Below are 13258 nucleotides of genomic sequence, written 5' to 3'. Positions count from 1 at the left end.
TGCCAGCCTCCAATTCAAGACCAATCCCCCAACGCCTGTTGCCACATGGTAAGCGAAGCCACCGCCGCCGTATCTGCCCGCAGAATACGCGGGCCCAGACTGACCACATGCGCATAGGGAAGCGCCGTCAGGCGCGCGCGTTCCCGGTCCGAGAATCCGCCCTCGGGACCAATCAGAATCGCCCAAGGCAGACCCTTTTCATTCGCAGCCAAGCGCAGGGCCGAGCCAACCTCAGCCTCGTTGCAGAACATCAGTTGGCGGCCTTCGGGCCACGCGTCCAACACGCGGTCCAGCCGCTGCAGATCAGCGACCTCGGGCACGAAAGTTCCGCCACATTGCTCGGCCGCCTCAACGGCATGGGCCTGCAGACGGTCCTGACGGACGCGTTCGGAATTGGTGAACTCGGTCTGCACCGGCATGATCCGCGCAGCGCCCATTTCCGCCGCTTTTTCAACGATGAAATCGGTGCGCGCCTTTTTGATCGGCGCAAACAGAAACCACAGGTCGGGCGGCAATTGCAGCGGTTTGGTCCGTTCCACACAGCTCAGAACGCCGCCGCGCTTGCCCGCTTCGGCGACCTCGGCCAACCATTCTCCGTCCTTGCCGTTGAACAGGGCCACCTGTCCGCCCACGGCCAGACGCATAACGCCGAACAGGTAATGCGCCTGCTCGCGCGTCAAATCTACCGATTGCCCCTGACCCAGAGGGTGCTCTACATACAGTCTGATCTTTGCACTCATGAGACGTTACATATGCAAGGCAACGCCCCAACACCAGACGGTCAGGTCGCAGATGCGGTCAGTGGCAACTGGGTCGACACATATGCGCCCGCTTTCGCCCGCCCCTATCTGCGGCTTTCCCGCGCGGACCGGCCTATTGGCACGTGGCTGCTGCTGATTCCCTGTTGGTGGGGTCTGGCGCTTGCGATCCTCAGCGATGGCAATCCACGGTGGGAGGATCTGTGGATCGCCATCGGTTGCGCCATCGGCGCCTTCCTGATGCGCGGCGCGGGCTGCACGTGGAACGACATCACCGACCGTAAGTTCGACGGACAGGTCGAACGCACACGGTCGCGCCCGATTCCGTCCGGTCAGGTCAGCGTGCGTCAGGCAGTGATCTGGATGGGCCTACAATGCCTGCTGGCGCTGGGAATTCTACTCAGCTTCAATCAGGCCGCCATCGCCATGGGCGTGCTGTCGCTGTTGCCGGTGGCGGTGTATCCCTACGCCAAGCGATTCACCTGGTGGCCGCAGGTGTTTCTGGGGCTGGCCTTCAACTGGGGCATCCTGCTGGCCTGGGCGGCGCATACCGGCACGGTCGGCGTGCCGGCAATCACGCTCTATCTGGCCGGGATCGCCTGGACGCTGTTTTATGACACGATCTATGCCCATCAGGACGCCGAGGATGACGAGCTGATCGGCATCAAGTCCACTGCCCGCCTGTTTGGCACCGATACCGCACGCTGGCTGAAATACTTCCTTGTAGCCACGGTCTTCCTGATGGGGCTGGCGATCATCGACGGAGCGCTGGCGCAGGCCTCGGTGCTGGCTTTGGCCGTTGCCTTGGGTGGGCCTTGGGCAATGGGCTGGCACATGGCATGGCAATTGCGCGGACTGGATATCGAAGATAACGCGAAACTGCTGCAACTGTTCCGCGCAAACCGGGACACTGGCCTTATTCCGCTGATCTTCCTCTGCGTCGCGCTTCTGCTCTGATTGCACCTGACCGCGCGCCTCTGTATGAGTTCGCATTATCGCTTGAGGAGTCGATAACCCGCACATGCGTTTGCCCTATTTCTTTGCCGTTGGTCTTATCTTCCTCGTGTCGGCGGGTGTTTGCCTGCTTGCCGCCAGCTTTGCGGTAACCAAGGTCGAAGAGACCTCCGAATTCGCAGTGCGCCGGGCGCTGGACCTGAAAGGCCATGACTGGGCCGAGGTGCATTCCGACGGCTTGCGCGTCGTGCTGACAGGCACCGCCACAGATGAGGCAACCCGGTTCAACGCGCTGACCGCGGCCGGCACCGAGGTCGACACCTCGCGCGTGATCGACGAGATGCAGGTGGCCCCGACAACCGAGCTGGCCGCCCCCCGTTTTTCCGCCGAGATCTTGCGCAATGACAGCGGCATCTCGGTGATCGGCCTGATCCCGGTCGGCGAGGACCGCGAGGCGCTGATGGAGCGGCTCAGCGATCTGGATGGCGGCGCCCCGGTTTCGGACCTGATGGAAACCGCGGATTATCCCAAGCCCAAAGGCTGGGACGACGCGATAACCTATGCTGTTGACGCCTTGACGCGCCTGCCACGTGCCAAAATCTCGGCCAGCCCCGGTCTGGTCAAGATCACCGCGATTGCCGACAGTCAGCAGGAGAAGGAACGACTTGAACAGGATCTGACCCGCGCTGCGCCGCCAAGCCTGCGGATCGGTCTGTCGATCTCGGCCCCGCGCCCGGTGATCACGCCCTTTACCCTGCGCTTTTTGATCGACGAGAATGGCGGCCAGTTCGACGCCTGCTCGGCGCAAGACGAAAAGGCGCGCGAGGCAATCATAGCCGCCGCGCAAGAGGCTGGTATGACCAACACCTATAGCTGCACTATTGGCTTGGGCGTACCCTCGCCCCGTTGGTCTGAGGCTGCCGTGCTGAGCATCAACGCTCTGGCCGATCTGGGCGGCGGTTCGGTAACTATGTCGGATGCGGATATCACACTGGCCGCTGCGCAAGGCACCGACGCCGGGGCGTTCGATCGTGTGGTGGGCGAGCTTGAAAGCGCTTTGCCTCCGGTATTTGCTCTGCACGCCATTCTGCCGGAACCGGAAGTTGAAGGCGAGGCTGGTCCGCCCGAATTCACCGCCACACGCAGCCCCGAAGGCCTGGTACAAATACGCGGGCGTCTGGGCGACGACACCCAGCGCGACATGGTCGACAGCTATGCCCGCGCCGCTTTTGGCTCGGAACAGGTTCACACTGCAACCCGCATCGCGCCCGACGGCCTGCCGGTGGGTTGGCCGGTACGTGTATTGACCGGGCTTGAAGCGCTGGCCCAGCTGCATAACGGTGCGCTGACTGTCACTCCGGACGACCTGGTTCTGAACGGCATCAGCCATGACCCCGAGACAAAAGCACAGATCGCCGGGCTGTTGTCTGAAAAACTGGGTGATGCGCAGGAGTTCACACTGTCCATCATCTATCAGGAACCGCCTGAACCCGCCGACAAACTGCCTGACCCCGAGGTGTGCGAAGAACGCATCGCCGAAGTTCAGGCTGGCACCAAGATCGCGTTCGAGCCCGGCTCGGCCACCGTCGCCGCCGACTCGCGCGATACGGTGAATCAGATTGCCGACATCCTGCGCGAATGCGGCCCGATCCGGCTGGAGATTCAGGGCCATACCGACAGTCAGGGCCGCGAAGAGATGAACCAGCAGCTCAGCCAGTCGCGCGCTCAGTCCATCCTGAACGAGTTGCGCGGGCGCCGTGTGCCCACTGCCAGCTTTACCGCAATGGGCTACGGTGAAACGCAACCGATCGCCGACAATGGCACCGAAGAAGGTCGCGAGGAAAATCGCCGGATCGAATTCCGCCTGATCCGTCCCGAGCCGGTGGAAAACACCGAAACCGGGCTGGACGCGATCGAGGCCGAGACGATCGAGGCCGAACAGACGGACACACCCGCCTCAGATGCGGATGCAGGGGACCAGTAAGTTGAACAGAATCGAATTCATCATCGCCACCGCCGTCATCCTTTTCGCGGCGTTCTGCATGGGGTGGTTTGCGAACTGGCTGGCGCATCGCCTGTCCCGCGTGCGTCAAAGCGACGTGGCCGATCTAGACCGCATGAGCCAGGAGTTGCACGAGGCCGAAGAAACCCGCGATCAGGCGATCACCTACCTGCAACAGCGCGAGGCCGAGTTGACCAACCAGCTGACCCAGGCCGAGGCCGAACTGGCCGCTGCCATGGACGGGCTGCGCGCCGCAAGGCAAGAGGCCGAAGAACTGCGCGGACGGATCAACAACGCAGATTGACCCTTACCAGCGGGTCAGCGCGTCCTCATCTTCGTCCTTGGCGGCAACCCATTCCTCACCGGATTTTGTGATTTCCTTCTTCCAGAACGGCGCGCGGGATTTCAGGTAATCCATCAAATATTCCGCCGCCTCGAACGCGTCCTTACGATGCGGAGCTGCCGTGGCCACCATCATGATCCGATCCCCCGGGGCCAGCCGCCCGTGGCGGTGGATCACCAGTACATCCCCAAGCGACCAGCGCATCTGCGCCTCTTGGGCGATCTTGGTCAATGCACGCTCGGTCATGCCGGGATAATGCTCGATCTCCATCACGTCCAGATCGCCGGACGCCAGATCGCGCACGACGCCTGTGAAAGTTACGATCGCGCCGTTGGCTGCGTTGCCCGACGCAAATGCGTTGGCCTCGGCCCCCAGATCGAACGCCTCTTTCTGAACTGCGATGCGCACCTTAGCCACCAGTCATCGGCGGGAAGAACGCAACCTCGCGCACACCAGAAAGCGAAGCATCGAAATCCGACAACTCCTGATCCAGCGCGACCCGCAGCGCGGACAGATCGGCAAAAGCCGCAGCGTACCGGTCTTCACGCGCGCTGAGTTCGGCGACCAGATCGGATACCGTCTCAGCCTGCGTTTCGACCTTTTCTTTCGGCAGGCCGATCCGTTCACGCACCCAGGCGAAATACAGCACGTCCATCGGTTAGCTCTCCTTCAGGTGGGGCATGGCTTTACGTAGGTAGTCATAGCCGGTGATCAATGTCAGGGTCGCGGCAATCCACAACAGCCACAAACCAACGCGGCCCGCCCAGAACATCCCCTCCAGATGCCAGCGGATGTGATTCAGATCCTCGACCTGCCCGGTCAGAACCTGATCAATGATCGTGGGGTCCATCCCGAAGGTGGCCATGACGAAATAGTGTTCGAAGATTCCTTGCGAGAATAAGACCGCAATAGCAAACATCTGCGCGGTGGTCTTCCACTTGGCCAGTTTCGTCACCTTCAGCGTGCCCGCCGTATCACCCAGATATTCACGCAGGCCAGAAACAAACACCTCGCGGAACAGGATCACGGTGGCAGGCAGCACCAGCCACGGCGTCCAGTGTTCAGTCGAATAGCCCACAAGGATCATCAGCGCGATTACCACCATCGCCTTGTCGGCAATCGGGTCCATCATTGCGCCGATCTTGGTTTCCTGTTTCCAGGCGCGGGCCAGATAGCCATCGAACCAGTCGGTGATCGCCGCTGTCATGAACAGGATCAGCGCAAACCAGTCGGCATACGGGCGGGTAAAATACAGAAACATCACGGCCAGACCGGGGGCGGCTAACAGACGCAGCACGGTCAGGATATTGGGCAGGTTCCACTTCATGGACCGACACTACATCGCCGGTTCAGGACAGAAAAGACAGGCAGGTAAAAAACTGACCCGATCACAGGCAGTTGCAGGGCCAAAAGGCAAAGGGTCGCAACCGGGAACTCTCAGCCAGATACTGCTTGGCGCGCGGCGGCTTTGCGGTCAGATTGGCGGACGGCTCAGGAGTACCCAAAGATCATGACCGCACATATTCAAACCGACCCCCGATCCAACCTGATCGGCAGCGCATGGATGATCGCCGGAATGGCGCTGTTCGCGCTGGAAGATGCGCTGTTGAAGGGCGCTTCGGCCACTTTGCCGATCTGGCAGATACTGGTCCTGTTTGGCGCTGGCGGAACGGTGATCTTTGCGGCGGTGGCCTTGCTGCGGGGCACCAACCTGTTTCACAGGGACGTGCTGTCACGCCCGATGAAAGTGCGGGTGTTGTTCGAGATTCTGGGGCGGTTGTTTTATGTGCTGGCCATTACGCTAACACCTTTGTCTGCGGCGACCGTTATCCTGCAAGCTACCCCCTTGGTCGTGGTCGCAGGCGCAGCACTGTTCTTCGGCGAGGCGGTCGGCTGGCGCCGCTGGAGCGCCATTCTGATCGGTCTGATCGGCGTTGTGATCATCATCCAACCGACCGGAGACAGTTTCTCGGCCCTGTCGATCCTTGCGGTGTTGGGAATGCTTGGCTTTGCCGGGCGGGATCTGGCCAGCCGCGCGGCGCCTGCGACACTTGGAACCGAGGTTCTGGGGTTCTACGGCTTTCTCTGCATCATTGTCGCGGGACTGGCCTATCAGTTCTGGGAAGGCGCGCCGTTGGCCTCGCTGGACTCGCACACCAGCCTGCATGTAGGCGGCGCAATCCTGATGGGCACGGCGGCGTATGCAGCGTTGATGAAAGCCATGCGGACCGGGGAGGTCTCGGCCGTTACCCCATTCCGCTATTCCCGTTTGTTGTTTGGCGTCGGTCTGGGCGTGGTTATGTTTGGTGAGCAACTGGATCAGACCATGTGGATCGGCAGCGCGCTGATCGTCGCCTCGGGCCTGTATATCCTGTGGCGCGGACGTAAGACTTAACCCTTGTCGTGGAAGAAATCATAGACCTTTTGCGCCAGCCCGGCTGAGATTCCATCCACCGCTTTCAAGTCCGCCAGATTGGCGCGACCGACAGCTTTCGCACTACCGAAATGGGCCAGCAAGGCACGTTTGCGCGCCGCGCCTACACCGGGGATTTCGTCCAGCGGCGTTGCCCCCACGGCCTTGGCGCGTTTCGCGCGATGCGTGCCGATGGCAAAGCGGTGCGCCTCGTCCCGCAGGCGCTGGATGAAGTACAACACGGGATCGTTGCGTTTCAGCGCAAAGGGGCGCTGACCGATGCGGTGAAACTCTTCCTTGCCGTGGTCGCGGTCGACACCTTTGGCAACACCCACCATCGGGATGTCTTCGACACCATGCTCGACCATAATCTCATTCACCGCACTCACTTGCCCGGCGCCACCGTCGATCAACAGAAGATCGGGCCACATACCCTTGTCGCGATCCGGGTCTTCCTTTTGCAGGCGGGTGAAGCGACGAGTCAAAACCTCTTTCATCATCCCGAAGTCATCGCCCGGGGTCAGGTCGTCACCGCGAATGTTGAACTTGCGATAAGCATTCTTCATGAACCCTTCAGGACCTGCCACGATCATACCGCCCACCGCATTGGTGCCCTGAATGTGAGAGTTGTCGTAGACCTCGATCCGGCCGGGCGGGTTATCCAGATCAAACGCTTCGGCCACACCACGCAGCAGCTTGGCCTGGGTCGCGCTTTCCGACATGCGGCGGGCAAGCGATTCACGCGCATTGCGCAGAGCTCCTGCGACAAGCTCTTGTTTCTCACCCCGCTGCGGAACAAGGATTTCGACTTTGCGCCCTGCTTTTTCAGACAAAGCTTCTTCCATCAGGTCGGCATTCTCGATCCCGTCCGACAGGATCAGCTGCCGTGGTGGCTCCTTGTTGTCGTAGAACTGCCCAAGGAACGCCTCCATTGCCTCAGCCGGGGAAACATCGGCACCAACCCGAGGGTAGAAATCCTTATTCCCCCAATTCTGGTTCGCGCGGATGAAAAACACCTGCACACAGGCCTGACCACTATCCATATAAAGGCCGATCACATCCGCCTCGGCCACACCGCGCGGGTTGATACCCTGCGAGGTCTGCACCTGCGTCAGCGCCCTGATACGGTCGCGCAGACCTGCGGCACGCTCGAATTCCATCGCCTCAGAGGCGGCCATCATCTGCTCGGCCAGTTCCTCTTGCACCTTGGTTGAACGGCCCGACAGGAAACGTTCCGCATCCTTGACGCTTTCGCGGTAGTCGTCCTCGGAAATCAGCCCGACACATGGCCCTGAACACCGCTTGATCTGGTACAACAGACAAGGCCGCGTCCGGCTGTCGAACATAGAATCCGAGCAATTGCGCAGCAGAAACGCCTTTTGCAGCTGATTCAGCGTCCGGTTCACAGCACCGGCACTGGCGAAGGGGCCGAAATAGGCGCCCTTCTCTTTCTTTGCGCCTCGATGTTTTTTGATCTGCGGATAGGCGTGGTTCTTGGCGACCAGAATATTGGGGAAACTCTTATCGTCCCGCAGCAACACGTTGTACTTGGGCTTGAGTTGCTTGATCAGGTTCTGCTCAAGCAGTAGCGCCTCGGTCTCGGTCCGCGTTGTCAGGAACATCATCGAGGCGGTTGAGGCGATCATCTTTTCGATCCGCCCCGAATGACCGGGCCGCGTATAATTCGACACCCGCGCTTTGAGGTTCCGTGCCTTGCCCACATACAGAACCCGGCTGTCTGCATCCAACATCCGGTACACACCGGGTGAGCCGTCCAGCGTTTTCACATGGCGCTGGATGCATGCATAGCCGGTGGGCTGAGTGTCCGGATTCGATTCGTCTTGGGTCGTCATGGGCCTGAGATATGATTCCCTGTCTATGGCTGCAATCTTGAGGGCTTCAGTTCAAGAGAAAACAAATCCACGGTTTCTGTGGATAACTATGAAGATAAGTTTCCGGCAGCGGCCAAATCCCCTTGTATACTTAGGGATTCATTAAATTGCCCAAAAAATAGGCACATACTTAAGACATTGATTTTCAACAATTTTATTTTGTGCACAAGGCAAGTATATGAAAAAAAAGACAATTTTGTAACGGGCAGGTAACAGAAACGCGAGCAGTGCAAAACTTGCAGCAAAATTACCTATTCTACCCCAAGAACGTCCGGCGTTTGCCAGCCCAGATGCTGCCCGCCATCCACGCAAAGAAGCTGTCCAGTTACGGCGTGTGCGTCCAGAAAGTACCCCAGCGCAGCGGTGATATCCGAGGGGTTCGCACCACGCTCCAGCACCGTGTTGGCGCGCTGTGTCTTGAAGTGGTCTTCGGATTGCCGGTGCCCCTGAATCGTCGGGCCCGGGCCGATGGCATTGACACGGATCGCAGGCGTCAGCGCCTGCGCGGCAGTACGGGTAAGCGCCCACAGACCCATCTTGGCGATGGTGTAGGACATAAACTCGGGCGTAAGCTTGCGCACCCGCATATCGACCATGTTGACGATCAGTCCAGTGGCGACGGGTTCGCCCGCCTCGTCCGTGTCGGGCTCTAGACCTTGTTCGGCCATGGCCTGCGTCAGCACGAACGGCGCGCGTAGATTGCTGTCCATATGCCGGTCCCAGCTTTGCCGGGTGGCCGTGCGAATGTTGTCGTATTCGAAGATTGAGGCGTTGTTGACCAAACAGGTAATCTCACCGCCCAGCGCCTCGGCCGCGCGAGGTAGTAACGCGCCAACCTGCGCCTCGTCTAGCAGGTCAGCTTGCAATGCCACAGCCTTGCGGCCAAGCGACTGAACCTCGGTTACGGTTTCCTGTGCAGGCTGTTCTGAAGTGGCGTAATGCACCGCAACGTCATAGCCTCGGTGCGCCAAATACAGGGCCATGGCCCGGCCAAGGCGGATTCCGGCACCGGTCACTAACGCACGGGTCATGGATGCTTCCTCTCAGTCAAATCCCGCCAGCAATACGACGACGTAGACCGCATACAACAGAGTCAACACAATACCCCAGGTCCGCGTGATGTCTCGCTTGAAAAACACAAACGGCACAAGCAGCAGCGACGCACCCAGCATGACCCACAGGTCGAACCGCAGGAATTCCGGATCAACCGGGATCGGGCCGACCAGCGTAGCAATCCCGACGATTGCGAGCAGGTTGAACATGTTTGACCCAATCACGTTGCCCAGCGCCACATCTGCCTGTCGCCGCATAGCGGCCATCACCGTGGTAGCAAGTTCCGGCAGAGAGGTCCCGACCGCAACCAGCGTCAAGCCGATCACGGTTTCACTGACGCCATAGGTGAGGGCGATCACCGTGGCGTATTCGACCAGCAGATGCGCGCCCATCGGCAGGCCGATCAGACCCAGCACCAGATAGACTGAAATTTTCCAGTAGGCCATGTTGGGGTCGGCCTCTTCCAGACCGTCCAACTCTTCATCATCTGCACACGCTTCACCGCAGGCTTTTCGATGGGCTTTGGCCTCGCGAAAGGCATTCCACAGCACCAGCGCCAAGGCCGCCAGCAGAATTGCCCCACTGAACAGGGTGAACACACCACAAAAGGCCAGACCGATGAACAGGACCGAGGCCAGCAGCATGAAAACATAGTTCCTGCGGCTGTTGCATTCGCTGGTGTGTAGTGTCGACAGAATGGCCGGCACGCCAAGAACCAGCAGGATATTCGCCGTATTCGACCCGACCACGTTACCCAGAGCAATGCCCGGAGCATTCTCCTTGATCGCGCTGATGGCAATCAATAGCTCGGGCGCCGAGGTGCCAAAGGCCACGATCGTCAGACTGACGATCAATGCGGGCACGCCCAGACGCAGGCTGAGGTTCACCGCACCGCGTACAAGCGCGTCACCTGCCAGCAGCAGGATCAGCAATCCAAGGCCGGATAACAGCCATGCCGTCATGTACGGCCTCCTTTTTCGCAGGCGCAGGGGCCTTTACCGATCCTGAACCGTCCGCAGCGCGGACATCTTTGCGATTGCAACCGCTTTTGCCCCGGAAAGCGCAGCTTTCCGAACATCGCCAGGACGCCCATGGCAATCAGGAAAAGGGTGACAATCTTGATAATCACGTCACAAACCGAAACGCGCGTAGGCTGCACGCTCCTCAAGCCCGGCGATTGCGTCCTGCGCCAACGAGGCACCAAAGCGCGACCATATCGGTTTGCGCAGACCGTAGCGACGGAACTTGACCTTATCGCCAAAGCGTTCCTGCATCTTCGGCTTCAGATGTGCGATACCGTCGATCAGGCCCAACTCTTGCGCGCGCCGCGCCAACCAGATTTCCCCGGTGAACAGGTCCTGACTTTCGTCCAGTTTGCCACCGCGCCGAGATTTGACATGAGTGATGAAGTTTTCGTGGATATCAGCCAGCAGGGTTTCCAGCCGTGCGACATCTTCTTTCTTTTCAGGCGAGAACGGGTCGAGCATGGATTTCGACTGCCCTGCTGTATGCACCCGCCGCTCGATCCCCTGCCTTTTCAGCAGGACATGTGCACCAAAACCGGACGAAATCACCCCAATCGACCCCAGCACCGAGCTGTCATCGGCGTAAATCTCATCCGCAGCGGCCGCCAGCCAATAGCCACCCGAGGCTGCCACATCCTCGACAAACGCGATGACGGGCACATTCAGTTCCTCAGACAGGCGTCTGATACGCGCACCGATCAGCGAGCTTTGAACAGGCGATCCGCCGGGCGAGTTGACCTCAAGCGCGACGGCAGCGGGCTTGCCCTTGCGAAAGGCTTTTTCTAGCACAGGGGCCAGCGCGGTATCGGACATCGATCCACGCCCGGCCATTCCGATGGCACCGGACAGGCGCACAACGGCCACGCAGGGTTGCTTTTTGAGAAACGGCAGGCTGAGTTTCATGGATGCCGATGTAGAGTGCACCCAACCGGTAAACAAGGGACCGCTTGGCCGATAGACGTGACGTGAACACATTTCCCGGGGTCGGTGGGCAAAAATGCAACGCCCGATACAACCTAGCTGCGAATGCGCCACCCGGTTTTGAAGATCCACCAGATAATGCCCAGACACAGGCCGGTAAACGCCACAATGGCCAACAAGCTGAACCCGATCGGCACATCCGCCAACCCGTAGAACGACCACCGGAACCCCGAGATCAGATAGACCACCGGATTGAACAGAGTAATGGTCTGCCACAACGGCGGCAGCATAGAAATCGAATAGAACGTGCCCCCCAGAAATATCAGCGGCGTTACTACAAGTTGCGGTACCAGCGACATCTGTTCAAAGTTGCTGGCCCAGATGCCGATGATAAACCCCAGCAGCGAAAAGCTGAGGCAGGACAGGATCAGAAAAGCCGCCATTGCAAACGGGTGTTCGATACGTAAATCCACAAAAAATGAAGCTGTTACGAGAATGACCAGCCCTACAAACAACGACTTGGTTGCCGCAGCCCCAACATAGCCGATCACAATCTCGATAAAGTTCACGGGGGCCGACAGCAGCTCGTAGATCGTGCCTAGGAACTTGGGAAAATATATCCCGAAGGACGCGTTCGAAATCGCCAACATGACCACCGACAACATGATCAACCCCGGCACGATGAACGCGCCATAAGACACGCCCTCGACCTCTTGAATTCGGCTGCCGATTGCGGTGCCGAACACCACGAAATACAGCGAAGTCGACAGGACCGGAGACAGAAAGCTCTGCGCAAGCGTACGGAAGAACCGGGCCATTTCGAACCGGTAGATGGCGGCAATGGCGGACCAGTTCATGCGTGCTCTCCGGACACCAGATTAACGAATATCTCTTCCAGGCTCGACTGGCGGGTTTGCACGTCACGCAACACCAGACCCGCCTGCGCCACGTCATTCAACAACGTGGTGATCCCGGTGCGATCAGCATGGGTGTCATAGGTATAGACCAGCGCATCCCCATTTCCATTCAATGCCAGATTATGCGTTGCCAGACTGTCCGGGATGGATTGGATCGGCTCGGTCAGCATCACCTCGAGCTGTTTTTTACCCATCTGCGCCATCAGCGTGGTTTTGTCTTGCACCAACAGCAGCTCACCCTTGTCGATGACACCGACACGATCGGCAATGGCCTCGGCCTCTTCGATGTAATGCGTGGTCAGGATGATGGTGACACCCGCCTGTTTCAGCTCGGCCACGATCTCCCACATGTCCTTGCGCAGCTCGACATCCACACCGGCGGTCGGTTCGTCCAGAAACAGGACACGCGGTTCATGTGACAGAGCCTTGGCGATCAACACCCGGCGTTTCATGCCGCCTGAAAGTTCCTTGATCGCGTTCTTGCGCTTGTCCCACAGGGACAGTTTGCGCAGAATCTCTTCAATCCGCGCATCATTGCGCCCCAGCCCGAACAACCCGCGTGACAGCCGAACCGTGTTCCAGACCTTCTCGAACGGCTCAAGTGCTATCTCCTGTGGCACAAGGCCGATCATCCGGCGCGCGGCGCGGAAATCGGTCTGGATGTCATGCCCGCCCACCGTGACCGAGCCCGAGGTCGGCGTGGTGATTCCGCAGATGGTTGAAATCAGCGTCGTCTTGCCCGCACCGTTCGGACCAAGCAGCGCCAGAATCTCGCCCTGTTCGATATCCAGAGACACGCCTTTCAGCGCCTCAAATCCGTCAGCATAGGATTTGCGCAGTTCCTTGATCGAAAGAATGGTTGTCATGCAAGTTCCCTGTTCTGGCGGCGACCCTAACCCGCCCCACCGGCGCAGAACAGGCCAATTTCGCACAACGTTCTGCGCTTTTTTGCGGGTATGGCCTTAGGCCTTGCAATTTAG

General features: G+C 59.5%; 14 protein-coding genes. 4 read left to right on the top strand and 10 right to left on the bottom strand.

The window, feature by feature from the left end; translation table 11 throughout:
• Nucleotides 1–14: 14 nt before the first annotated feature.
• Nucleotides 15–740, bottom strand: a complete 726-nt coding sequence (locus ACXAGD_RS00645; protein ID WP_475207890.1) for a 16S rRNA (uracil(1498)-N(3))-methyltransferase — start codon at nt 738–740, stop codon at nt 15–17.
• A 12-nt stretch (nt 741–752) separates the two neighbouring features.
• Between ACXAGD_RS00645 and ubiA the strand changes: the two genes are divergently transcribed.
• The 3 genes from ubiA (at nt 753) to ACXAGD_RS00630 (ending at nt 4018) form a co-directional block, all read left to right on the top strand.
• Nucleotides 753–1715 (top strand): 4-hydroxybenzoate octaprenyltransferase, encoded by a 963-nt coding sequence (gene ubiA / locus ACXAGD_RS00640; RefSeq protein WP_475207889.1) that lies wholly within the window; start codon nt 753–755, stop codon nt 1713–1715.
• A 64-nt stretch (nt 1716–1779) separates the two neighbouring features.
• Nucleotides 1780–3696, top strand: coding sequence for an OmpA family protein (locus ACXAGD_RS00635; RefSeq protein WP_475207888.1), 1917 nt, complete (start codon nt 1780–1782; stop codon nt 3694–3696).
• A 1-nt stretch (nt 3697) separates the two neighbouring features.
• Nucleotides 3698–4018: a hypothetical protein gene (locus tag ACXAGD_RS00630; RefSeq protein WP_475207887.1), complete on the top strand. Its 321-nt coding sequence runs from the start codon at nt 3698–3700 to the stop codon at nt 4016–4018.
• Between the two features lie 3 nt (nt 4019–4021).
• On the opposite strand, the gene ACXAGD_RS00625 is transcribed toward ACXAGD_RS00630, so the two are convergent.
• From ACXAGD_RS00625 to pgsA, 3 genes are read right to left on the bottom strand one after another with little or no spacing between them, the layout of a single operon-like run.
• On the bottom strand, nt 4022–4465 hold the full coding sequence (locus ACXAGD_RS00625; protein ID WP_475207886.1) for a molybdenum cofactor biosynthesis protein MoaE: 444 nt from the start codon (nt 4463–4465) through the stop codon (nt 4022–4024).
• Nucleotide 4466: 1 nt separating this feature from the next.
• Nucleotides 4467–4712 (bottom strand): molybdopterin converting factor subunit 1, encoded by a 246-nt coding sequence (gene moaD / locus ACXAGD_RS00620; protein WP_475207885.1) that lies wholly within the window; start codon nt 4710–4712, stop codon nt 4467–4469.
• Nucleotides 4713–4715: 3 nt separating this feature from the next.
• Nucleotides 4716–5384, bottom strand: a complete 669-nt coding sequence (gene pgsA / locus ACXAGD_RS00615; RefSeq protein WP_475207884.1) for a CDP-diacylglycerol--glycerol-3-phosphate 3-phosphatidyltransferase — start codon at nt 5382–5384, stop codon at nt 4716–4718.
• A gap of 183 nt (nt 5385–5567) precedes the next feature.
• Here pgsA and ACXAGD_RS00610 point away from each other — a divergent pair, with 183 nt between their 5' ends.
• Nucleotides 5568–6452, top strand: coding sequence for a DMT family transporter (locus ACXAGD_RS00610; protein WP_475207883.1), 885 nt, complete (start codon nt 5568–5570; stop codon nt 6450–6452).
• Here the strand turns inward: ACXAGD_RS00610 and uvrC are convergent.
• From uvrC to ACXAGD_RS00580, 6 genes are all read right to left on the bottom strand, one after another.
• A complete protein-coding gene (gene uvrC, locus ACXAGD_RS00605; RefSeq protein ID WP_475207882.1) occupies nt 6449–8323 on the bottom strand; it encodes an excinuclease ABC subunit UvrC in 1875 nt (624 codons plus the stop codon). The genes ACXAGD_RS00610 and uvrC overlap by 4 nt on opposite strands.
• Nucleotides 8324–8613: 290 nt before the next feature.
• Nucleotides 8614–9393, bottom strand: coding sequence for an SDR family oxidoreductase (locus tag ACXAGD_RS00600; RefSeq protein ID WP_475207881.1), 780 nt, complete (start codon nt 9391–9393; stop codon nt 8614–8616).
• Nucleotides 9394–9405: 12 nt separating this feature from the next.
• Nucleotides 9406–10377, bottom strand: coding sequence for a calcium/sodium antiporter (locus tag ACXAGD_RS00595; RefSeq protein ID WP_475207880.1), 972 nt, complete (start codon nt 10375–10377; stop codon nt 9406–9408).
• Nucleotides 10378–10545: 168 nt separating this feature from the next.
• Nucleotides 10546–11343: a S49 family peptidase gene (locus ACXAGD_RS00590; RefSeq protein WP_475207879.1), complete on the bottom strand. Its 798-nt coding sequence runs from the start codon at nt 11341–11343 to the stop codon at nt 10546–10548.
• 113 nt (nt 11344–11456) lie between these two features.
• The gene (locus tag ACXAGD_RS00585; protein WP_475207878.1) at nt 11457–12218 is read right to left on the bottom strand and encodes an ABC transporter permease; all 762 of its coding nucleotides are present in this window, start codon (nt 12216–12218) and stop codon (nt 11457–11459) included.
• On the bottom strand, nt 12215–13144 hold the full coding sequence (locus ACXAGD_RS00580; RefSeq protein ID WP_475207877.1) for an ABC transporter ATP-binding protein: 930 nt from the start codon (nt 13142–13144) through the stop codon (nt 12215–12217). The genes ACXAGD_RS00585 and ACXAGD_RS00580 overlap by 4 nt, the downstream gene beginning before the upstream one ends.
• Nucleotides 13145–13258: the final 114 nt, after the last annotated feature.

This window comes from Ruegeria sp. ABF4_144, from assembly GCF_056160045.1.
Note: the sequence above shows the minus strand (reverse complement) of the source record. Positions and strands in the feature narration are given on the sequence as shown.

What these genes read in the sequence shown, in the direction of transcription:
- ACXAGD_RS00585 (WP_475207878.1), bottom strand. Translation starts at nt 12,218, where the DNA reads ATGAACTGGTCCGCCATTGCCGCCATCTACCGGTTCGAAATGGCCCGG.
- ACXAGD_RS00595 (WP_475207880.1), bottom strand. Translation starts at nt 10,377, where the DNA reads ATGACGGCATGGCTGTTATCCGGCCTTGGATTGCTGATCCTGCTGCTG.
- ACXAGD_RS00600 (WP_475207881.1), bottom strand. Translation starts at nt 9,393, where the DNA reads ATGACCCGTGCGTTAGTGACCGGTGCCGGAATCCGCCTTGGCCGGGCC.
- pgsA (WP_475207884.1), bottom strand. Translation starts at nt 5,384, where the DNA reads ATGAAGTGGAACCTGCCCAATATCCTGACCGTGCTGCGTCTGTTAGCC.
- ACXAGD_RS00590 (WP_475207879.1), bottom strand. Translation starts at nt 11,343, where the DNA reads ATGAAACTCAGCCTGCCGTTTCTCAAAAAGCAACCCTGCGTGGCCGTT.
- uvrC (WP_475207882.1), bottom strand. Translation starts at nt 8,323, where the DNA reads ATGACGACCCAAGACGAATCGAATCCGGACACTCAGCCCACCGGCTAT.
- ACXAGD_RS00645 (WP_475207890.1), bottom strand. Translation starts at nt 740, where the DNA reads ATGAGTGCAAAGATCAGACTGTATGTAGAGCACCCTCTGGGTCAGGGG.
- ubiA (WP_475207889.1), top strand. Translation starts at nt 753, where the DNA reads ATGCAAGGCAACGCCCCAACACCAGACGGTCAGGTCGCAGATGCGGTC.
- ACXAGD_RS00635 (WP_475207888.1), top strand. Translation starts at nt 1,780, where the DNA reads ATGCGTTTGCCCTATTTCTTTGCCGTTGGTCTTATCTTCCTCGTGTCG.
- ACXAGD_RS00610 (WP_475207883.1), top strand. Translation starts at nt 5,568, where the DNA reads ATGACCGCACATATTCAAACCGACCCCCGATCCAACCTGATCGGCAGC.
- moaD (WP_475207885.1), bottom strand. Translation starts at nt 4,712, where the DNA reads ATGGACGTGCTGTATTTCGCCTGGGTGCGTGAACGGATCGGCCTGCCG.
- ACXAGD_RS00580 (WP_475207877.1), bottom strand. Translation starts at nt 13,144, where the DNA reads ATGACAACCATTCTTTCGATCAAGGAACTGCGCAAATCCTATGCTGAC.